The 21,273-nt window shown below is 51.2% G+C and carries 16 protein-coding genes, 1 tRNA gene and 3 rRNA genes; 11 read left to right on the top strand and 9 right to left on the bottom strand.

Annotated elements, in window-relative coordinates:
• The 5 genes from WES_RS05550 to kgtP form a co-directional block, all read left to right on the top strand.
• Nucleotides 1-1,117 (top strand): 16S ribosomal RNA (locus tag WES_RS05550); the annotation flags it as partial.
• Nucleotides 1,118-1,202: 85 nt separating this feature from the next.
• Nucleotides 1,203-1,278: transfer RNA gene (locus tag WES_RS05555), tRNA-Glu, on the top strand.
• 191 nt (nucleotides 1,279-1,469) lie between these two features.
• Nucleotides 1,470-4,373, top strand: a 23S ribosomal RNA gene (locus tag WES_RS05560).
• 94 nt (nucleotides 4,374-4,467) lie between these two features.
• Nucleotides 4,468-4,583: ribosomal RNA gene (gene rrf / locus WES_RS05565) — 5S ribosomal RNA — on the top strand.
• A gap of 364 nt (nucleotides 4,584-4,947) precedes the next feature.
• Nucleotides 4,948-6,246: an alpha-ketoglutarate permease gene (kgtP, locus tag WES_RS05570; protein WP_000841089.1), complete on the top strand. Its 1,299-nt coding sequence runs from the start codon at nucleotides 4,948-4,950 to the stop codon at nucleotides 6,244-6,246.
• On the opposite strand, the gene WES_RS05575 is transcribed toward kgtP, so the two are convergent.
• From WES_RS05575 to trxC, 5 genes are all read right to left on the bottom strand, one after another.
• A complete protein-coding gene (locus WES_RS05575) occupies nucleotides 6,243-6,566 on the bottom strand; it encodes a YfiM family lipoprotein (RefSeq protein ID WP_071599022.1) in 324 nt (107 codons plus the stop codon). The genes kgtP and WES_RS05575 overlap by 4 nt on opposite strands.
• 46 nt (nucleotides 6,567-6,612) lie before the next feature.
• Nucleotides 6,613-7,968, bottom strand: coding sequence for a CDP-diacylglycerol--serine O-phosphatidyltransferase (gene pssA, locus WES_RS05580; protein WP_016158807.1), 1,356 nt, complete (start codon nucleotides 7,966-7,968; stop codon nucleotides 6,613-6,615).
• A 113-nt stretch (nucleotides 7,969-8,081) separates the two neighbouring features.
• Nucleotides 8,082-10,742, bottom strand: coding sequence for a peptidyl-lysine N-acetyltransferase PatZ (gene patZ / locus WES_RS05585; RefSeq protein WP_016158806.1), 2,661 nt, complete (start codon nucleotides 10,740-10,742; stop codon nucleotides 8,082-8,084).
• Between the two features lie 31 nt (nucleotides 10,743-10,773).
• Nucleotides 10,774-11,472: a tRNA-uridine aminocarboxypropyltransferase gene (gene tapT / locus WES_RS05590; RefSeq protein ID WP_000138188.1), complete on the bottom strand. Its 699-nt coding sequence runs from the start codon at nucleotides 11,470-11,472 to the stop codon at nucleotides 10,774-10,776.
• A 70-nt stretch (nucleotides 11,473-11,542) separates the two neighbouring features.
• The gene (gene trxC, locus WES_RS05595; RefSeq protein WP_001098726.1) at nucleotides 11,543-11,962 is read right to left on the bottom strand and encodes a thioredoxin TrxC; all 420 of its coding nucleotides are present in this window, start codon (nucleotides 11,960-11,962) and stop codon (nucleotides 11,543-11,545) included.
• A gap of 206 nt (nucleotides 11,963-12,168) precedes the next feature.
• On the opposite strand from trxC, the gene WES_RS05600 reads away from it, so the two are divergent.
• A complete protein-coding gene (locus WES_RS05600) occupies nucleotides 12,169-13,206 on the top strand; it encodes a tRNA/rRNA methyltransferase (RefSeq protein ID WP_000997406.1) in 1,038 nt (345 codons plus the stop codon).
• A gap of 47 nt (nucleotides 13,207-13,253) precedes the next feature.
• On the opposite strand, the gene ung is transcribed toward WES_RS05600, so the two are convergent.
• A complete protein-coding gene (gene ung, locus WES_RS05605; RefSeq protein ID WP_000184513.1) occupies nucleotides 13,254-13,943 on the bottom strand; it encodes a uracil-DNA glycosylase in 690 nt (229 codons plus the stop codon).
• A gap of 303 nt (nucleotides 13,944-14,246) precedes the next feature.
• Here ung and grcA point away from each other — a divergent pair, with 303 nt between their 5' ends.
• Nucleotides 14,247-14,630, top strand: coding sequence for an autonomous glycyl radical cofactor GrcA (grcA, locus tag WES_RS05610; RefSeq protein ID WP_000627804.1), 384 nt, complete (start codon nucleotides 14,247-14,249; stop codon nucleotides 14,628-14,630).
• A 60-nt stretch (nucleotides 14,631-14,690) separates the two neighbouring features.
• Here grcA and eamB read toward each other — a convergent pair whose 3' ends face one another.
• Nucleotides 14,691-15,278 carry a cysteine/O-acetylserine transporter gene (gene eamB, locus WES_RS05615; protein WP_000189200.1) on the bottom strand — a complete coding sequence of 196 codons (588 nt, stop codon included), beginning with the start codon at nucleotides 15,276-15,278 and terminating at the stop codon, nucleotides 14,691-14,693.
• A gap of 102 nt (nucleotides 15,279-15,380) precedes the next feature.
• Between eamB and WES_RS05620 the strand changes: the two genes are divergently transcribed.
• Nucleotides 15,381-16,262: a LysR family transcriptional regulator gene (locus WES_RS05620; RefSeq protein WP_016158805.1), complete on the top strand. Its 882-nt coding sequence runs from the start codon at nucleotides 15,381-15,383 to the stop codon at nucleotides 16,260-16,262.
• 206 nt (nucleotides 16,263-16,468) lie between these two features.
• Here the strand turns inward: WES_RS05620 and srmB are convergent, their stop codons facing one another.
• Complete coding sequence (gene srmB, locus WES_RS05625; RefSeq protein WP_000219187.1) at nucleotides 16,469-17,803, bottom strand: ATP-dependent RNA helicase SrmB; 1,335 nt, start codon at nucleotides 17,801-17,803, stop codon at nucleotides 16,469-16,471.
• A 131-nt stretch (nucleotides 17,804-17,934) separates the two neighbouring features.
• On the opposite strand from srmB, the gene trmN reads away from it, so the two are divergent.
• The gene (trmN, locus tag WES_RS05630; RefSeq protein ID WP_010349146.1) at nucleotides 17,935-18,672 is read left to right on the top strand and encodes a tRNA(1)(Val) (adenine(37)-N(6))-methyltransferase TrmN; all 738 of its coding nucleotides are present in this window, start codon (nucleotides 17,935-17,937) and stop codon (nucleotides 18,670-18,672) included.
• On the opposite strand, the gene nadB is transcribed toward trmN, so the two are convergent.
• Nucleotides 18,657-20,279 carry an L-aspartate oxidase gene (nadB, locus tag WES_RS05635; RefSeq protein ID WP_001020196.1) on the bottom strand — a complete coding sequence of 541 codons (1,623 nt, stop codon included), beginning with the start codon at nucleotides 20,277-20,279 and terminating at the stop codon, nucleotides 18,657-18,659. The two genes, trmN and nadB, sit on opposite strands and share 16 nt — an antisense overlap.
• Nucleotides 20,280-20,534: 255 nt before the next feature.
• Here nadB and rseD point away from each other — a divergent pair, with 255 nt between their 5' ends.
• Entirely contained in the window at nucleotides 20,535-20,690 is a 156-nt protein-coding gene (gene rseD / locus WES_RS24130) for a rpoE leader peptide RseD (RefSeq protein WP_032147913.1), read from the top strand.
• Nucleotides 20,687-21,262 carry an RNA polymerase sigma factor RpoE gene (gene rpoE / locus WES_RS05640; RefSeq protein WP_001295364.1) on the top strand — a complete coding sequence of 192 codons (576 nt, stop codon included), beginning with the start codon at nucleotides 20,687-20,689 and terminating at the stop codon, nucleotides 21,260-21,262. Before rseD ends, rpoE begins: the two co-directional genes overlap by 4 nt.
• The last annotated feature ends 11 nt before the right edge of the window (nucleotides 21,263-21,273 follow it).

Raw genomic sequence — 21,273 nt, 5'->3', positions numbered from 1 at the left:
TTGTAAAGTACTTTCAGCGGGGAGGAAGGGAGTAAAGTTAATACCTTTGCTCATTGACGTTACCCGCAGAAGAAGCACCGGCTAACTCCGTGCCAGCAGCCGCGGTAATACGGAGGGTGCAAGCGTTAATCGGAATTACTGGGCGTAAAGCGCACGCAGGCGGTCTGTTAAGTCAGATGTGAAATCCCCGGGCTCAACCTGGGAACTGCATCTGATACTGGCAGGCTTGAGTCTCGTAGAGGGGGGTAGAATTCCAGGTGTAGCGGTGAAATGCGTAGAGATCTGGAGGAATACCGGTGGCGAAGGCGGCCCCCTGGACGAAGACTGACGCTCAGGTGCGAAAGCGTGGGGAGCAAACAGGATTAGATACCCTGGTAGTCCACGCCGTAAACGATGTCGACTTGGAGGTTGTGCCCTTGAGGCGTGGCTTCCGGAGCTAACGCGTTAAGTCGACCGCCTGGGGAGTACGGCCGCAAGGTTAAAACTCAAATGAATTGACGGGGGCCCGCACAAGCGGTGGAGCATGTGGTTTAATTCGATGCAACGCGAAGAACCTTACCTGGTCTTGACATCCACAGAACTTTCCAGAGATGGATTGGTGCCTTCGGGAACTGTGAGACAGGTGCTGCATGGCTGTCGTCAGCTCGTGTTGTGAAATGTTGGGTTAAGTCCCGCAACGAGCGCAACCCTTATCCTTTGTTGCCAGCGGTCCGGCCGGGAACTCAAAGGAGACTGCCAGTGATAAACTGGAGGAAGGTGGGGATGACGTCAAGTCATCATGGCCCTTACGACCAGGGCTACACACGTGCTACAATGGCGCATACAAAGAGAAGCGACCTCGCGAGAGCAAGCGGACCTCATAAAGTGCGTCGTAGTCCGGATTGGAGTCTGCAACTCGACTCCATGAAGTCGGAATCGCTAGTAATCGTGGATCAGAATGCCACGGTGAATACGTTCCCGGGCCTTGTACACACCGCCCGTCACACCATGGGAGTGGGTTGCAAAAGAAGTAGGTAGCTTAACCTTCGGGAGGGCGCTTACCACTTTGTGATTCATGACTGGGGTGAAGTCGTAACAAGGTAACCGTAGGGGAACCTGCGGTTGGATCACCTCCTTACCTTAAAGAAGCGTTCTTTGAAGTGCTCACACAGATTGTCTGATAGAAAGTAAAAAGCAAGGCGTCTTGCGAAGCAGACTGATACGTCCCCTTCGTCTAGAGGCCCAGGACACCGCCCTTTCACGGCGGTAACAGGGGTTCGAATCCCCTAGGGGACGCCACTTGCTGGTTTGTGAGTGAAAGTCGCCGACCTATGTATCTCAAAACTCACTTACGAGTGATGTTTGAGATATTTGCTCTTTAAAAATCTGGATCAAGCTGAAAATTGAAACACTGAACAACGTAAGTTGTTCGTGAGTCTCTCAAATTTTCGCGACACGATGGTGTTTTACGAAACATCTTCGGGTTGTGAGGTTAAGCGACTAAGCGTACACGGTGGATGCCCTGGCAGTCAGAGGCGATGAAGGACGTGCTAATCTGCGATAAGCGTCGGTAAGGTGATATGAACCGTTATAACCGGCGATTTCCGAATGGGGAAACCCAGTGTGTTTCGACACACTATCATTAACTGAATCCATAGGTTAATGAGGCGAACCGGGGGAACTGAAACATCTAAGTACCCCGAGGAAAAGAAATCAACCGAGATTCCCCCAGTAGCGGCGAGCGAACGGGGAGCAGCCCAGAGCCTGAATCAGTGTGTGTGTTAGTGGAAGCGTCTGGAAAGGCGCGCGATACAGGGTGACAGCCCCGTACACAAAAATGCACATGCTGTGAGCTCGATGAGTAGGGCGGGACACGTGGTATCCTGTCTGAATATGGGGGGACCATCCTCCAAGGCTAAATACTCCTGACTGACCGATAGTGAACCAGTACCGTGAGGGAAAGGCGAAAAGAACCCCGGCGAGGGGAGTGAAAAAGAACCTGAAACCGTGTACGTACAAGCAGTGGGAGCCTCTTTATGGGGTGACTGCGTACCTTTTGTATAATGGGTCAGCGACTTATATTCTGTAGCAAGGTTAACCGAATAGGGGAGCCGAAGGGAAACCGAGTCTTAACTGGGCGTTAAGTTGCAGGGTATAGACCCGAAACCCGGTGATCTAGCCATGGGCAGGTTGAAGGTTGGGTAACACTAACTGGAGGACCGAACCGACTAATGTTGAAAAATTAGCGGATGACTTGTGGCTGGGGGTGAAAGGCCAATCAAACCGGGAGATAGCTGGTTCTCCCCGAAAGCTATTTAGGTAGCGCCTCGTGAATTCATCTCCGGGGGTAGAGCACTGTTTCGGCAAGGGGGTCATCCCGACTTACCAACCCGATGCAAACTGCGAATACCGGAGAATGTTATCACGGGAGACACACGGCGGGTGCTAACGTCCGTCGTGAAGAGGGAAACAACCCAGACCGCCAGCTAAGGTCCCAAAGTCATGGTTAAGTGGGAAACGATGTGGGAAGGCCCAGACAGCCAGGATGTTGGCTTAGAAGCAGCCATCATTTAAAGAAAGCGTAATAGCTCACTGGTCGAGTCGGCCTGCGCGGAAGATGTAACGGGGCTAAACCATGCACCGAAGCTGCGGCAGCGACACTATGTGTTGTTGGGTAGGGGAGCGTTCTGTAAGCCTGTGAAGGTGTGCTGTGAGGTATGCTGGAGGTATCAGAAGTGCGAATGCTGACATAAGTAACGATAAAGCGGGTGAAAAGCCCGCTCGCCGGAAGACCAAGGGTTCCTGTCCAACGTTAATCGGGGCAGGGTGAGTCGACCCCTAAGGCGAGGCCGAAAGGCGTAGTCGATGGGAAACAGGTTAATATTCCTGTACTTGGTGTTACTGCGAAGGGGGGACGGAGAAGGCTATGTTGGCCGGGCGACGGTTGTCCCGGTTTAAGCGTGTAGGCTGGTTTTCCAGGCAAATCCGGAAAATCAAGGCTGAGGCGTGATGACGAGGCACTACGGTGCTGAAGCAACAAATGCCCTGCTTCCAGGAAAAGCCTCTAAGCATCAGGTAACATCAAATCGTACCCCAAACCGACACAGGTGGTCAGGTAGAGAATACCAAGGCGCTTGAGAGAACTCGGGTGAAGGAACTAGGCAAAATGGTGCCGTAACTTCGGGAGAAGGCACGCTGATGTGTAGGTGAAGCGACTTGCTCGTGGAGCTGAAATCAGTCGAAGATACCAGCTGGCTGCAACTGTTTATTAAAAACACAGCACTGTGCAAACACGAAAGTGGACGTATACGGTGTGACGCCTGCCCGGTGCCGGAAGGTTAATTGATGGGGTCAGCCGCAAGGCGAAGCTCTTGATCGAAGCCCCGGTAAACGGCGGCCGTAACTATAACGGTCCTAAGGTAGCGAAATTCCTTGTCGGGTAAGTTCCGACCTGCACGAATGGCGTAATGATGGCCAGGCTGTCTCCACCCGAGACTCAGTGAAATTGAACTCGCTGTGAAGATGCAGTGTACCCGCGGCAAGACGGAAAGACCCCGTGAACCTTTACTATAGCTTGACACTGAACATTGAGCCTTGATGTGTAGGATAGGTGGGAGGCTTTGAAGCGTGGACGCCAGTCTGCGTGGAGCCGACCTTGAAATACCACCCTTTAATGTTTGATGTTCTAACGTGGACCCGTGATCCGGGTTGCGGACAGTGTCTGGTGGGTAGTTTGACTGGGGCGGTCTCCTCCTAAAGAGTAACGGAGGAGCACGAAGGTTGGCTAATCCTGGTCGGACATCAGGAGGTTAGTGCAATGGCATAAGCCAGCTTGACTGCGAGCGTGACGGCGCGAGCAGGTGCGAAAGCAGGTCATAGTGATCCGGTGGTTCTGAATGGAAGGGCCATCGCTCAACGGATAAAAGGTACTCCGGGGATAACAGGCTGATACCGCCCAAGAGTTCATATCGACGGCGGTGTTTGGCACCTCGATGTCGGCTCATCACATCCTGGGGCTGAAGTAGGTCCCAAGGGTATGGCTGTTCGCCATTTAAAGTGGTACGCGAGCTGGGTTTAGAACGTCGTGAGACAGTTCGGTCCCTATCTGCCGTGGGCGCTGGAGAACTGAGGGGGGCTGCTCCTAGTACGAGAGGACCGGAGTGGACGCATCACTGGTGTTCGGGTTGTCATGCCAATGGCACTGCCCGGTAGCTAAATGCGGAAGAGATAAGTGCTGAAAGCATCTAAGCACGAAACTTGCCCCGAGATGAGTTCTCCCTGACTCCTTGAGAGTCCTGAAGGAACGTTGAAGACGACGACGTTGATAGGCCGGGTGTGTAAGCGCAGCGATGCGTTGAGCTAACCGGTACTAATGAACCGTGAGGCTTAACCTTACAACGCCGAAGATGTTTTGGCGGATGAGAGAAGATTTTCAGCCTGATACAGATTAAATCAGAACGCAGAAGCGGTCTGATAAAACAGAATTTGCCTGGCGGCCGTAGCGCGGTGGTCCCACCTGACCCCATGCCGAACTCAGAAGTGAAACGCCGTAGCGCCGATGGTAGTGTGGGGTCTCCCCATGCGAGAGTAGGGAACTGCCAGGCATCAAATTTAGCGAAAGGCCATCCGGAAGGATGGCCTTTTTGCGCTGGTGCAGAAAAAAGTCCGGATGCGACGCTGGCGCGTCTTATCCGTCCTACGCAGAGTTACGGCAGGGGGCAACAGCGCATTATTTCCCCACATACGCCAGATTCAGCAACGGATACGGCTTTCCCTACTTGCCCACTTCCATACGTGTCCTCCTTACCAGAAATTTATCCTTAAGCTCCTCAATAACCGTTCCCCTGCTAATTAAATTCACTGTTAAGGTTGCATAATCATATATAACAAATGTATAACACTTACATTGCTAAAAAATAAACAACAGCAACCGACAAAGCATCGGATTATGGCAGGAGAAATAGTGGCATGGCAGAAAGCACTGTAACAGCAGATGGCAAACTGACAAGTAGTGATACTCGTCGCCGCATTTGGGCAATTGTAGGGGCCTCTTCAGGCAACCTGGTCGAATGGTTTGATTTCTACGTCTACTCGTTTTGTTCCCTCTACTTCGCCCACATCTTCTTCCCTTCTGGTAACACGACCACTCAACTACTGCAAACAGCCGGTGTTTTTGCAGCAGGATTCTTGATGCGCCCAATAGGCGGCTGGTTATTTGGTCGAATTGCCGATAAGCATGGCCGCAAGAAATCGATGCTGTTATCAGTATGTATGATGTGTTTCGGCTCTCTGGTTATCGCATGTTTGCCAGGCTATGAAACTATTGGCACCTGGGCTCCGGCGTTGTTACTTCTCGCGCGTTTATTCCAGGGATTATCTGTAGGTGGAGAATATGGCACCAGCGCCACCTATATGAGTGAAGTCGCAGTAGAAGGTCGTAAAGGTTTTTATGCCTCATTTCAGTATGTCACGTTGATCGGCGGACAACTGTTGGCACTACTGGTTGTCGTGGTTTTACAACACACCATGGAAGACGCTGCACTCAGAGAGTGGGGATGGCGTATTCCTTTCGCGTTAGGAGCTGTGTTAGCGGTTGTGGCATTGTGGTTACGTCGTCAGTTAGATGAAACTTCACAACAAGAAACACGCGCTTTAAAAGAAGCTGGATCTCTGAAAGGATTATGGCGCAATCGCCGTGCATTCATCATGGTTCTCGGTTTTACCGCTGCGGGCTCCCTTTGTTTCTATACCTTCACCACTTATATGCAGAAGTATCTGGTAAATACTGCGGGAATGCATGCCAACGTGGCGAGTGGCATTATGACAGCCGCATTGTTTGTATTCATGCTTATTCAACCACTCATTGGTGCGCTGTCGGATAAGATTGGTCGCCGTACCTCAATGTTATGTTTCGGTTCTCTGGCAGCCATTTTTACAGTTCCTATTCTCTCAGCATTGCAAAACGTTTCCTCGCCTTATGCCGCTTTTGGTCTGGTGATGTGCGCCCTGCTGATCGTGAGTTTTTATACTTCAATCAGTGGAATACTGAAGGCTGAGATGTTCCCGGCACAGGTTCGCGCATTAGGCGTTGGCCTGTCATATGCGGTCGCCAATGCTATATTTGGTGGTTCGGCGGAGTACGTAGCGTTGTCGCTGAAATCAATAGGAATGGAAACAGCCTTCTTCTGGTATGTGACCTTGATGGCCGTGGTGGCGTTTCTGGTTTCTTTGATGCTACATCGCAAAGGGAAGGGGATGCGTCTTTAGTGATGCGCCAGTTGCCAGATGGTATAGCCGGTAGTTGCACCGGCGACATCCCAGGCAAAATCTTTCCAGCTCCAGCCGCTCCCCTCGGGGCGGCTATCCCAAAGTTCTTTTGACGCGCCCAGCCCAACAGAGAACATCAGCCCGAAAGTCGCACTGCCATCGTGACTCATCCCCTGATGCTGTGCATATTCATTTCCGGCTGCGGAAAGCATCGCCGAGGCGATAAAGTGTTGAGCTTTATCCTGCCCGCTCCAGCTATCGTTAGCCATATGGCTGCATCCAGAAAGTAACAATAGCGAACAGACAAAAAGAATACGCAAAACGTGGGCCTCCAAAAAACAAACCCCGTACAGGACGGGGTTGTGATTACAGGATGCGACTAATTAATCGGTCGATGCGGATACGGCGCAAACGGCGGATAAGTTTGCGAACCTTCACCGGATAATCGGCAATACTTTGCAGATCGCGGTAGTGCTTAACGATGGTGGTATGCTCGCGGATCAGCTCCAGTTCTTTCTCACGCTGTGGCGCAAGTTCCAGTTGCGGATCGTGGATCAAAATGGCATTTTCCAGATCCAGACGCCAGGCGCGTGGGTTGAGGTTATTACCGGTTACCAGCATCCACTTATCATCAACCCACATTCCTTTCAGATGATAGGTGTTGTCGTCATCTTTCCATAACCGAACCACTAACTGGTCAGTATTGACGTAATACTGCAAACGGCTCAGGAAGCGACGCAGATTGATCTCATAAAGATAAGGCAGTGCGCCAATTATCTTGAAAGGTTCATCTTCTGGAATGTAGAAGTCATTCGCGGTTTTATCACCGACAATGATTTCGACCTTCTTCCCTTCGCGCAGCAACTGGATGATATTGCGCACAAGGATTGCTGGCAGGTTGAAGTATGGCGTGCAGATGGTTAGTTTCTGCTCGGCACAAGGCATAAGATGGAAAATGGTCTTGTTCAACAGACTCGATTTCCCCAGACCAACCAACGGCGTTACGGAAAGCTGATCGTTATCGGCATCGCCCTGGAAATGATAAGCGGCATCACGTAGCTCCTGGCGGAACAGGCGAATGTTGTTCTTGATTTCCGGACTTTTTGGGCGATTAACATCATCCAGACGGTTAACTCCGCGACCATTCATAATATTCTGTGTAACCCATTCAAACATAATGTCTGACATCTTACGGTTACGGATCAGATGATAACGGTCGTAGCGGTATTTATCGTGCTGATGCAGATAAACATCGTTCAGGCTGGCACCGCTATAAAGTACGCTATCGTCGATGATAAAGCCTTTAAAGTGCAGAACGCCAAGGGCTTCACGGGTATTGATTGGAACGCCATAAACCGGAACATCTACGCCCGGATTTTCCTGCGCCATGCGGCAGTACCAGTCAGCATTAGTGTTAGATGCCGCAGCGCCAATGCGTCCACGTTGTGCACGATGCCAGTCGACCAGCACCCGCACATCCAGTTCCGGACGCTGCCGTTTAGCCTCATACAACGCGTTCAGAATGCCTTTGCCACCGTCATCCTGTTCGAGATACAGGGCAACGATGCAAATGCGCTGCTTCGCGCTGGCTATTTTTTCCAGCAGCGTCTCCCGGAAGTCGGCGGGAGCGTAAAAGAAATCGACATCATCAACTGATTGAGAAATCTTGGGTAGTTGGGCAAGGTGTTGTTGATGTTTATTACGCTTAAATTTTGACAACATCACAGTGCATTTCTTCTCTGTTCATTGAAGGGTCCTCTGTGCAATGCAGACGACATAAGCGGGCAATAATAACACCAGTCCCGATTAAGTGGTCAACATTTCCAGTACCTTACTCATGATTCCTCGCGCTGGGCAAGATTTAGCGTAAGCCCAACGATCCCCTCTTCGAGCTGGATATCAACGTTAAACCCGAGCTTGCGGGCCAGCGCCACCATGCCACGATTGTTTGGCATCGTAATACCATTCAGACGTTGCAGTCCGTGATCTCGCGTATAGGTAATCAACTTTTCCATTAAGCGGCGGCCTAAGCCTAATCCTTTGAGGTCCGATCGAACCAGTACGGCAAATTCGGCATCGATGTTATCAGGGTCAGAGATCGCTCGTGTGACGCCAAGGATCTCTTCTGTTTGATCAATACGTCGTACCGCCACAAAAGCCATTTCTCGATCGTAGTCGATCTGCGTCATGTTGGCTAAATCTTCATGGGTAAATTCGTTGATCTCGCTAAAGTAGCGGTAATAAAGATCTTCTTTGGTGACTCGCGAAATGAATTGCTGAAGCTGTGGCTCATCTTCCGGCAAAATCGGGCGGAACAAGCAGCGTTCACCGTTTTTCAATTCTACCCACTCTTCCAGCTGATGCGGATACGGACGCACAGCAAGGCGACTCTCGTTATCGCCTTCAAACGGCGCGATATCCAGCGTGACATCCAGCGCGGTAAATTCATTGCCGGAAGCCAGCAAAGGATGAATATCCAGCCGCTGAATCTCCGGGCAATCGACAATCAGGTTGGAAACCTGCACCAGAAGCTGACTCAAGCCTGCAACATCCAATGGGCGTAGCGCACTGCGCGCACGAATCTTTTTACTTTTGATCCCCTGAATAACCAGATAGCGGGCCAGGTTCATATTCAGCGGCGGCAGTGCGACGACGGCTTGATCTTCAGGACGCCATTCCACACCGCCTTCACCAAGCATGATAAGCGGCCCGAAAACCGGATCGTGCTCAACCACAACCCGCAACTCCTGAGCGCCAGCACGGTTAGCCATACTTTGCACCAACAGGCCGTGGACCCGCGCCTGCGGCCAGGTCATTTTTACGCGATCGAAAATAGCGTTCGCGGCTTGCTGGACTTCATTAGCCGTACGCAAATAGAGCATCACGCCCTGAACTTCTGATTTATGCGGAATATCCGGCGAGCGCAACTTCAGCGCCACCGGATAACCAATCTGTTCAGCAATATGCACCGCTTCGGTGCTATCGCTGGCAATCCAGGTGGGGAGCGTGTTCATGCCGTACGCTTGCAGGATTGGCTGAACTTCATGGGTATCGAGTGATGTCGCTCCTTCAGCAATGGCTTGCTGTAGCAGAATATGCGCTTCTGCGGTATTAGAGGTCAGATTGCTGGGCAGCGCCGGCGTTTCGCGTAGTTGCTTCTGGTTTCGCCGGTACTCCACCATATGCATAAAAGCGGTGATGGTTCCTTCCGGCGTTCGATAGGTTGGCAGTCCAGCTTCGCTGAATAAACGTCGTGCCTCTTGCGAGGAGTGCTCGCCACACCAGTTCGTCAGTAGAGATACATACTTGCTGCGGGGATGATGTTTTACCGCTTCAATTAATGCTTGCGCACTTTCTGTTGCGGGCGCTGCGGCGCTGGGCGAATGAATAACCATCAGTGCATCAAAATCCTGGCTGTGGAGCAGAATATCCAGCGTTTTAACATAATGTTCACTGCTGGCGTCATCGCGCAGATCGAGCGGGTTAGAGATAGCAACATGTTCTGGCAGCGCATCGCGCAGTTTCTGGCAAATCTCTTCACTGAGCGTTGCCAGTTTGCCATTGCGCGACCATAAGGCATCCAGCGCCAGCGCGGCAGGCGCGGCACCGTTGCTAATTATCATCAGCCGGTCGCCACGTAGCGGGCGCATATGGCTAAGGGTTTCCACTGCCGAAAACAGTTCGTGAGTGTCCTGCACTCGTAATAAACCTGCACGCTGAATAGCCGCATCCCACGCCGGATCCATTCCTGCCGTGGTGTTCAACAGACGTTGAGCCGCTGGGCTACGTCCGCTTTTAATCACCAGAATCGGTTTATTGCGAGAGGCGCTACGGGCAGCCGAAACAAAGCGTCGCGCGTCGCTTAACTGTTCGAGGTAGAGCAGGATGGCACTGGTTTTACTGTCGCGCGCCAGATAATCGAGCAATTCGTCAACGTCGATATCCAGGCTGTCGCCGAGAGCAATAAAATACGAAAAGCCCATTTCACGCTGTTGCGCCCAGTCGAGGATGGTGTTGGAGACGGCAGCAGACTGCGAAATAAACGCCAGCTTGCCGCGTTTAATCGGCACGGGCGAAAAGCTGGCATTCAGACCTTGCCAGGGAGCCAGTAATCCCAGACTGTTTGGCCCGAGCAGACGCATGTTATGGCGCAGGGCGCAGGCGCGGAGATCTTCGTGTTGAGATGCTGGTGCAGAAAGAATAATGCAGGTTTTACAGCCCTTCTCGCCGAGCTCTTCCAGAAGAGCAAGATTGCGGCTGGCATTGGTGCACAAAACCGCAAGGTCGGGTGTAAAGGGCAAGCTGGCAATATCCGGCCAGGCCAGCACACCCAACACCGCTTTCCAGGCTGGCGTCACCGGGAGTACCGGCCCGTTAAAGCCTCCCGCCAGCAGGTTACGCATCATCAGGTAACCTGCGCGATTGGGTTTCATCGATGCGCCAATTACCGCTATCGATTTTGGTCGCAGTAGTGCTTCCAGTCCTCGCTGACTCATACCGGTCTCCCGCAGAAGTGACCGAATGATTTTAAACGCTTTCTAACTGTTCTGCTGTGATGCTACCCAGATGTTGCGTTTTTCCTGCCAGATAGCGCGTTTTAAAACGAGTGAAATGCTCGCCTAAGCCCGTTGCTGCTTCGGTATCGCCCGCCATATCTAAAAGTGCGATGGCTACTTCGGCAGTACAATATTGGCCTTCGGCCTGGGCTTCACGCAGGCGATAGGCAGAAAGCCGGGAAAGATCGACGGAAATGACGGGAAGATTATCCAGATACGGACTTTTACGAAACATTTTCCGAGCTTCCGGCCAGGTGCCATCGAGCATGATAAACAGCGGCGGCTTACCGGAAGGCGGCGAGAAGATGACTTCCCGTTGCCCGCCGGCATACGAGGCGGGAAAAACCACCATTGGTTGGTAATCCGGGTTTTGTACCAGCTCCAGCAAATCTTGCGATGGTTCAGTGCGCGACCATTGAAACGCGACAGTATCCGGCAAGATATCAGCAATTAAACGTCCGGTATTGCTGGGCTTCATTGGCTCGGTATCGAACATCAGCAAACAAAAACGGCTTTTTGCTTCAGTTGGGGTGATTGTCGAACAGAGGCAAAGTTTCTCTGGCAAAAGGCAGCGTTGGCAACGACGAACGCGATTACCACGGGCAAGAAAAGGACGCGTTGCGCGTGCAATACGTTCGGCGCGTAACTGGAGAACAGCGTTTTCGGTCATGAGAGAGGGCGTCGAAAAACCGCCATTGTCGCAGAGGAGAAAACGGGGCACAAGATGCGCCCCGGTAAGATTAAAGAGATTCGTTCAACCAACTATCGAACGGTGCTTTCGGCACTGCGCCGTTGAGCATGTCAACAACCTGACCATTTTTGAAAATCATAATCGTCGGAATGCTACGAATACCAAAGCGGCTGCTTAATTCACGTTCAGCTTCGGTATTCACTTTTACAAAACGCACTTTACCGCTACGCTCTTGCGCAACATCTTCAAAAATCGGCGCGAAGTTACGGCAGGGGCCGCACCACGGCGCCCAGAAGTCGATCACTACAGGCAGATCGTCTTTCAGCAATTTGTCGAGTGTTTCACCGGTCGCATTAATCACCTCTCCGTCAAACAGGTCGTGACCGCAGCGTCCGCATTTTGCCGCATCTTCGATCCGATCGTCGGGAATGCGATTGATGGCCTGACAATGGGTACAAACGGTATTCATAACTAACCTCGAGATGAGTAAGGAGACTTATCGGCAATGACGCCGGTATGTTTCTAATATGTTACATATTATCAAAGGCAATGTTCCAGACAACAATCTGTTTTATTCAATAGGTATGATAGTCGCAGGCTTTGGTACGAAATCATGGCGAACCGCGCGCACTTCGGGTAATCTGCGCGCTTCGCGCAGCGCTGGTGGAGAAAAGCATGAACGATGAAATGAAAGGTAAAAGCGGCAAGGTCAAAGTGATGTATGTCCGCAGTGATGATGATTCTGATAAACGTACCCATAACCCGCGAACCGGGAAAGGGGGCGGGCGTCCAGGAAAATCTCGTGCCGACGGTGGCCGTCGCCCCGCCCGCGATGACAAACAGAGTCAGCCCCGTGACCGCAAGTGGGAAGATTCGCCGTGGCGCACGGTTTCCCGCGCGCCGGGTGATGAGACGCCGGAAAAGGCCGATCACGGTGGCATCAGTGGTAAAAGTTTTATTGATCCGGAAGTGTTGCGTCGTCAGCGTGCGGAAGAAACCCGCGTTTACGGCGAAAATGCATGTCAGGCACTGTTCCAGAGCCGTCCGGAAGCGATTGTTCGCGCCTGGTTTATCCAGAGCGTAACGCCGCGTTTTAAAGAAGCCTTGCGCTGGATGGCTGCAAACCGCAAAGCGTACCATGTAGTGGATGAAGCGGAACTGACAAAAGCGTCAGGCACGGAACATCACGGCGGCGTTTGCTTCCTGATTAAAAAGCGTAACGGCACAACCGTACAGCAGTGGGTAAGCCAGGCCGGCGCGCAGGATTGTGTACTGGCGCTGGAAAACGAATCTAACCCGCATAACCTGGGTGGCATGATGCGTAGCTGCGCGCACTTTGGCGTGAAAGGCGTTGTGGTGCAGGATGCGGCGTTGCTGGAATCGGGTGCGGCAATCCGTACCGCAGAAGGCGGCGCAGAGCACGTTCAGCCGATTACCGGCGACAACATTGTTAACGTGCTGGATGATTTCCGTCAGGCGGGTTATACCGTAGTGACCACTTCCAGCGAGCAGGGTAAACCGCTGTTCAAAACCAGTTTGCCAGAGAAAATGGTGCTGGTGCTGGGTCAGGAATATGAAGGGTTACCGGATGCCGCACGCGATCCGAACGATTTGCGCGTGAAGATTGATGGTACTGGCAACGTTGCCGGGCTGAATATCTCTGTCGCAACTGGCGTGCTGCTTGGCGAATGGTGGCGTCAGAACAAAGCCTGATAAATCAGCCGGATGGCAACGATGTCATCCGGCATTTTCCCGCAAATTTACTCACTCTCTGCCGGTAACACTGGCATCCAGTCAATCGGTTTTTCGCCACGTTGTTCCAGCCACTGATTTGCCAGCATAAAATGGTTGCAGCCAAAGAATCCACGATGCGCCGAAAGCGGCGACGGATGCGGCGCTTTCAGCACGTGATGGCGTTGCTTATCTATAATCGCCCCTTTCTTTTGCGCATGTGATCCCCATAACAAAAACACCACGCCTTCACGATGCTGATTAATCAGGCTGATGACTTTATCAGTAAACGTTTCCCAGCCGAGGCTGGCGTGGGAATGTGCCTGGCCTGCGCGTACCGTCAATACGGTGTTGAGCAGGAGAACCCCCTGACGTGCCCAGCTTTCAAGATAGCCATGTGTCGGGCGAGTAAAGCCTGGAAGGGTATTTTCCAGTTCTTTATACATATTCAGTAGAGAAGGCGGTATAGCAATACCTGGGCGAACGGAAAATGCCAGACCGTGCGCTTGTCCGGGGCCGTGGTAAGGATCCTGACCGAGGATCACCACTTTGACATCGCCCAGTTCAGTAAAGCGAAAGGCGTTAAAGACATCTTTTTGTGGTGGGTAGATGGTTATCCCGGACTGCCGCTCGCTGGCAACGGTCTGGAGGGTGTTAAGAAAATAGGGTTGCTGCTTTTCTTCAGCCAGCACATCATGCCAGGTTAATTGGTTAGTCATCTCGCTCTCCTGCGGATCTTCAATCCGCCTAGCTTAACTGCTTCTTTCTACAGAACAAAATCAAGCTCATTTTTTAGCCATAAACGAGTGCAAAAAAGTGTAAATTGGTAAAATCTCACGCTCGCATAAGTTGATGTAAAACAATAAAATCCATTTCTGACCACATTTGATGTGTGGTTTTTGTTGATTTAAATCAAAGAATCAAGGGTGTTTGAGGAGTATATATACACTCAAGCAACAATGGTTTTACCAATTGGCCGCGACAGGCTAATCAAATCAAATAATTTGCCGGGGAGGCATCACATGATTACAGGTATCCAGATTACTAAAGCCGCTAATGACGATCTGCTGAACTCTTTCTGGCTGCTGGACAGCGAAAAAGGCGAAGCGCGTTGCATCGTTGCGAAAGCAGGTTTTGCAGAAGACGAAGTGGTTGCAGTAAGCAAACTGGGTGACATTGAATACCGTGAAGTTCCAGTAGAAGTTAAACCAGAAGTTCGCGTTGAAGGTGGTCAGCACCTGAACGTAAACGTTCTGCGTCGTGAAACTCTGGAAGATGCAGTTAAGCATCCGGAAAAATATCCGCAGCTGACTATCCGTGTATCCGGTTATGCAGTTCGCTTCAACTCTCTGACTCCGGAACAGCAGCGCGACGTTATCGCTCGTACCTTTACTGAAAGCCTGTAAGGCTTAAGTAGCAAGTTATTAAGCGGAAGAGGGTAATCTCTTCCGCTTTTCTTTTGTCTTTCAATAGAAAATACGTACCGCACAATAGACCAGCAACAGCGCCAGAACGATATTCAACTGGCGACCATAGTGGCGAAACAATCGCTGAAACAGATGCCCCGCCAGCGCCCAGCACACATTGCCAAACGTCCCAATCATCGCCAGCAAAACGCTGACGCCAACTACCCAGCTTAACGCCTGTGTTTGCGGCAGAACAAACGTCGACAGTGCCGTAATGCCGTACAAAATAATTTTGACGTTCACAAACTGTAGCGCAAAGCTCGCCCAAAAGCTGATCGGTTTTGCCTGAAGTCCGTCTTCTTTTGTTGGACTGGTAGCGATTTTCCACGCCAGCCAGACAATATATGCCGCCCCCGCCCAACTCAACAGATGCACTGCTGCCGGGTCGATAACAGCCAATGAAAATGAAATTCCCGCACACAGCAGCATGACAATCAAAAATCCCAGACTCATCCCCGCCAGTACGCGGGTACTCTGACGAAACCCATGCGACGTGGTTGAACTCAGCGCAAGAATATTGTTCGGTCCAGGCGTGAGGGCAGTAATCAGGGTGTAGGTCCAGAAAGCACTTAATAGGGTCGGTGTCACTTGTTATCTCCTTTGTTTTGATAGACAGTACCCGACATGAAACATTTAAAAAAATGAATGTTTTTACATTCTAAATTCGACAATATCGATAGGTTTGGGTTTATGGATCTGCGCCGTTTTATTACGCTTAAAACCGTGGTGGAAGAGGGTTCCTTTTTGCGAGCTTCGCAAAAATTGTGCTGCACACAATCGACGGTGACTTTTCATATTCAGCAGCTTGAACAGGAGTTCTCGGTCCAGTTGTTTGAGAAAATTGGCCGACGGATGTGCCTCACTCGCGAAGGAAAAAAGCTGCTGCCGCACATTTATGAACTCACCAGAGTGATGGATACGCTACGCGAGGCTGCCAAAAAAGAGTCAGATCCGGATGGGGAGCTGCGCGTTGTTTCAGGCGAAACGTTACTCTCTTATCGAATGCCGCAGGTGTTGCAGCGTTTTCGGCAACGCGCACCAAAAGTGCGTTTATCGTTGCAGTCGCTGAACTGTTACGTGATCCGTGATGCGCTACTGAATGATGAGGCAGATGTCGGGGTTTTTTATCGCGTAGGGAATGATGATGCTCTGAACCGACGAGAGTTGGGTGAACAATCACTGGTGCTGGTGGCTTCACCGCAAATTGCAGATGTCGATTTTACTGAGCCGGGAAGACATAACGCCTGTAGCTTTATTATTAACGAACCGCAATGCGTCTTCCGTCAGATCTTTGAGAGCACGCTGCGTCAGCGGCGGATCACGGTGGAAAGCACCATTGAGCTTATAAGCATTGAAAGTATCAAGCGATGTGTCGCAGCAAATATCGGAGTCAGCTACTTACCGCGCTTTGCGGTAGCAAAAGAGCTGGAGTGCGGAGAATTAATTGAATTACCCTTTGGCGAACCGCCGCAAACCATTACGGCAATGTGCGCTCACCATGCCGGAAAAGCGGTTAGCCCGGCGATGCACATTTTTATTCAGTGTATTGAAGAGTGCTTTTTGCCGGGATAAAAATAATGCCGGGCTTAAACCCGGCATTCAATTTGTCGACAAATGCGCTTTGTTCATGCCGGATGCGGCGTGAACGCCTTATCCGGCCTACAAAATTGTGCAAATTCAATACATTGCATGAGTCTCGTAGGCCTGATAAGCGTAGCGCATCAGGCAATTTTGCGTTTGCCTGCACTTTTAATACCGGGCTTAACCCGGCATTATGATTACTCTTCTGTCGTTTGCGGCGGCACGCCCGTTCCGCTTGGTTTGCGGCGCTTACCAATATTTTTGGTATCGCGATGGCGTTTTTTCACCCGTGGCTTCTCTTTCTCTTTAGCCTTTTTCTTCTCGGCGCGTTTTGCCAACACTTTTTTCGATGGCTTGCCGGTCTGTTTCTCGCTTGGTGCACGGGTCTTCGGTCGTAACTCATCAATTACGCGTGCTTTAATCGGCTCTTCAATATAACGACCGACCTTACCCAGCAGCAGATGGTCATGAGCTTCAACCAGCGAGATAGCGATACCTTTACGACCAGCGCGAGCGGTACGCCCGATACGGTGCAAATAAGTATCGCCACTGCGCGGCATATCGAAGTTAAAGACGTGGCTGACATCCGGAATGTCGATACCGCGTGCGGCAACATCGGTTGCAACCAGCACGTTAACACGACCTTCGGTCAGGCGTTTGATCGCTTCGTTACGCTTGCCTTGTACCATCTCACCTTCGAGATAGCAGTTGTTGATGCCCGCTTCGCGCAGCCAGTTTGCCAGCTCATGCACACGCTCACGCTTACGCACAAACACAATTGAGCGGGTCGCTTCTGGTTGTTTTAACAGATGCACCAGCAACGCGGTTTTATGCTCAAGGTCATCGGCACGGTAATACCACTGATGAATTTTTTTGCGCTCACGAGTGGACGGATTCGCAGAAACCTCCACTGGATCTTCCAGTAGACGCTCGGCAAAATCCTGAATGGCATCGCCTTCCAGCGTTGCTGAGAAGAGCAGGGTTTGTTTACGCCAGCGAGTTTCGCCAGCAATATGTTCGATATCCTGGGCGAAGCCCATATCCAGCATACGGTCTGCTTCGTCGAGGATCAGTGTTTCAACCGCGCGGCAATCAAAGTTCTCTTCTTTTATATACTGCAGCAGACGACCGGTTGTGGCGACCACGATGTCCTGGTTTTCGCTGAACACTTCTGCGTGGTTCATATAAGCCACGCCACCAGTGATGGTGGCGATATCCAGATGCGTATGTTTCGCCAGTTCGCGGGCATGATCGGCCACCTGCATCGCCAGTTCGCGAGTTGGGGTGAGGATCAAAATACGCGGCGGACCGGATTTCTTACGCGGGAAATCGAGCAGGTGCTGCAACGCTGGCAGCAGATACGCCGCCGTTTTACCGGTGCCTGTCGGCGCAGAACCGAGTACATCACGGCCATCGAGCGCAGGCGGAATGGCGGCAGCCTGAATGGCGGTCGGGCGAGTGAAACCTTTATCCTGGAGAGCTTCCAGCAGGCTTTCGTCGAGTTCAAGTTCGGAAAAAGTCGTTACAGTCATGTTCTACCTCTGTGTGGGGCGCTGATTATAGACGTTACGGCTGCAATCTTCATCTGTTTGTATGGATATCGCTTCTCAGGTATTGTTCTTACCCGGTGCTATCGCCGTTTTTCCAGCAAGGTTTTATTTTCATGTCACAGTCTACATCCGTGCTTCGTCGTAATGGATTTACTTTTAAACAGTTTTTTGTCGCACACGATCGCTGTGCAATGAAAGTGGGAACGGATGGAATTTTGCTGGGCGCATGGGCTCCTGTGGCTGGGGTAAAACGCTGCCTTGATATCGGTAGCGGTAGCGGGTTATTGGCTTTGATGCTGGCGCAGCGCACCGATGATGGCGTGATAATCGATGCGGTTGAAATTGAAAACGAAGCGGCTGCCCAGGCGCAGAAAAATATCGCGCAGTCCCCGTGGGCAGAGCGGATTAACGTCCATACGGGGGATATTCAGCAGTGGCTTACCCAGCAGACAACGCGCTTTGATTTAATCATCAGTAACCCGCCGTATTATCAGCAGGGAGTAGAGTGCGCAACACCACAGCGGGAGCAGGCGCGCTATACCACTACGCTTGATCACCAGACGTTGCTCACTTGCGCGGCAGAATGCATTACCGAAGAGGGATTTTTCTGCGTGGTGCTGCCAGAACAGATCGGTAATGGTTTTACTGAACTGGCGTTAAATATGGGCTGGCATTTACGTTTACGGACGGATGTGGCGGAAAACGAAGCGCGACTGCCGCATCGGGTGCTGCTGGCATTCTCCCCACAGGCGGGGGAGTGTTTTAGCGATCGCTTAGTGATTCGTGGGCCAGACCAGAACTATTCCGAAGCGTATACGGCGCTGACCCAGGCTTTTTATCTGTTTATGTAATGATTGCCGGGGGTGAGAATCGATGGACCGGAATGCGTGAGTAGCTCCGGGTAATCCAGCGTGTAATGCAAGCCCCGACTCTCTTTGCGCATTATCGCGCAGCGAACAATCAACTCGGCAACCTGCACCAGATTACGCAGCTCCAGCAAATTATTCGACACACGGAAGTGAGCATAATATTCATCTATCTCCTGCTGCAGCATATTGATCCGCCGCAGGGCGCGCTCCAGGCGCTTTGTTGTGCGTACAATGCCCACGTAATCCCACATAAACAGGCGTAACTCATGCCAGTTATGTTGAATCACCACCAGTTCATCAGGATTCTCAACGCGGCTTTCATCCCACGGCGGTAACGTACTGACGCCGCGCACATAAGGCATACGCTTTGCAATATCTTCCGCTGCCGACCAGCCGTAGACCAGACACTCCAGCAATGAGTTAGAGGCCATTCGGTTAGCGCCATGTAATCCTGTATAGCTGACTTCACCAATGGCATACAGGCCATCAACGTCGGTACGCCCATAATCATCTACCATCACGCCACCGCAGGTGTAGTGCGCAGCGGGCACTATTGGCACAGGCTCTTTCGTGAGATCAATGCCCAGCCCCAATAATTTTTCATAAATCATTGGGAAATGCTGACGAATAAAATCGGCGGGCTTATGGCTGATGTCGAGGAACATACAATCCGCGCCGAGGCGTTTCATTTCATGGTCAATGGCGCGGGCGACAATATCGCGCGGGGCCAGTTCGCCGCGCTCATCAAAATCGGGCATAAATCGTGTACCGTCCGGGCGTTTCAAATAAGCGCCTTCGCCACGTAAGGCTTCCGTTAACAGGAAATTTCGAGCCTGTGGATGATACAGTGCGGTAGGGTGGAACTGATTAAATTCAAGATTAGCAACCCGGCAACCCGCGCGCCAGGCCATGGCAATACCATCGCCAGAGGAAATATCCGGATTGGTGGTATACTGATAAACTTTCGATGCGCCTCCGGTTGCCAGCACTACCGCTTTTGCGTGGCAGGTTTCTACCGCTTCTTTATTGCGATTCCACACCCATGCGCCAACAACCCGTCGCGTACCCGGCAGACCAATTTTGTCAGAAATAATCAGATCGACGGCGTTGCTGCGTTCCAGCACGCGAATATTCGGATGGTTCTGCGCCTTGCTCACTAGTGTGGTTTCTACTTCTTTACCAGTAGCGTCGGCGGCATGAAGAATACGACGGTGACTATGTCCACCTTCACGAGTCAGATGGTAGCTCTCTTCGCCATTTGGCTGAACGTGGGTATCAAACAACACCCCCTGGTCGATCAACCATTGCACGCAGGAACGCGCATTGCTGGCAACAAATTCAACAGCATGGCGATCGCAAATTCCGGCACCAGCAATTAAGGTATCTTCCACATGTGAATCGATGCTGTCAGTTTCATCAAACACGGCGGCAATTCCGCCCTGGGCGTAAAACGTCGAGCCTTCTGTAACTGGACCTTTACTTAGAACGATGACTTGATGCTTATCCGCCAGACGTAGCGCCAGTGAAAGCCCGGCGGCACCGCTACCAATAATCAACACATCACAAGAATGTTCAGGGAAAATATTCATTTTGATTGTTTAATTTACTAAACACCGTTCGGCCAGCATAGCATCATGTTGTACAATTAAACACCTGTTATTTTGATGTTTGTTGCATGGGCTAAACATGTTGATTCAGGGAGACGGGAAAAAGAGAAGTTGATCGTTGGCGGAGGATTAGGTGGTGAAATAAAAAGGCCGTTGGGTTACTCTTCAGGCAGTTAAATGGGCATTTCTACACAGATAATGCGTTATTCAGATTCTGTAGACTTATAATGATAGATAATGATCCGTCTACAGCATGACAAACAAAAACAGATGCGTTACGGAACTTTACAAAAACGAGACACTCTAACCCTTTGCTTGCTCAAATTGCAGCTAATGGAGTGGCGTTTCGATAGCGCGTGGAAATTTGGTTTGGGGAGATTTTACCTCGGATGAGCGAGCAGTTAACGGACCAGGTCCTGGTTGAGCGGGTCCAGAAGGGAGATCAGAAAGCCTTTAACTTACTGGTAGTGCGCTATCAGCATAAGGTGGCGAGTCTGGTTTCCCGCTATGTGCCGTCGGGTGATGTTCCCGATGTGGTACAAGAAGCTTTTATTAAAGCCTATCGTGCGCTGGATTCGTTCCGGGGAGATAGTGCTTTTTATACATGGCTGTATCGGATTGCTGTTAATACGGCAAAAAATTACCTGGTTGCTCAGGGGCGTCGTCCACCTTCCAGTGATGTGGATGCCATTGAAGCTGAAAACTTCGAAAGTGGCGGCGCGCTAAAAGAAATTTCGAACCCTGAGAACTTAATGTTGTCAGAAGAACTGAGACAGATAGTTTTCCGAACTATTGAGTCCCTCCCGGAAGATTTACGCATGGCAATAACCTTGCGGGAGCTGGATGGCCTGAGCTATGAAGAGATAGCCGCTATCATGGATTGTCCGGTGGGTACGGTGCGTTCACGTATCTTCCGAGCGAGGGAAGCTATTGATAATAAAGTTCAACCGCTTATCAGGCGTTGACGATAGCGGGA

The sequence above is a fragment of the Escherichia sp. KTE31 genome (genome assembly GCF_000407925.1).
Classification (GTDB): Bacteria; Pseudomonadota; Gammaproteobacteria; order Enterobacterales; family Enterobacteriaceae; genus Escherichia; species Escherichia ruysiae.
This window is presented reverse-complemented; position numbering and strand designations above follow the sequence as displayed.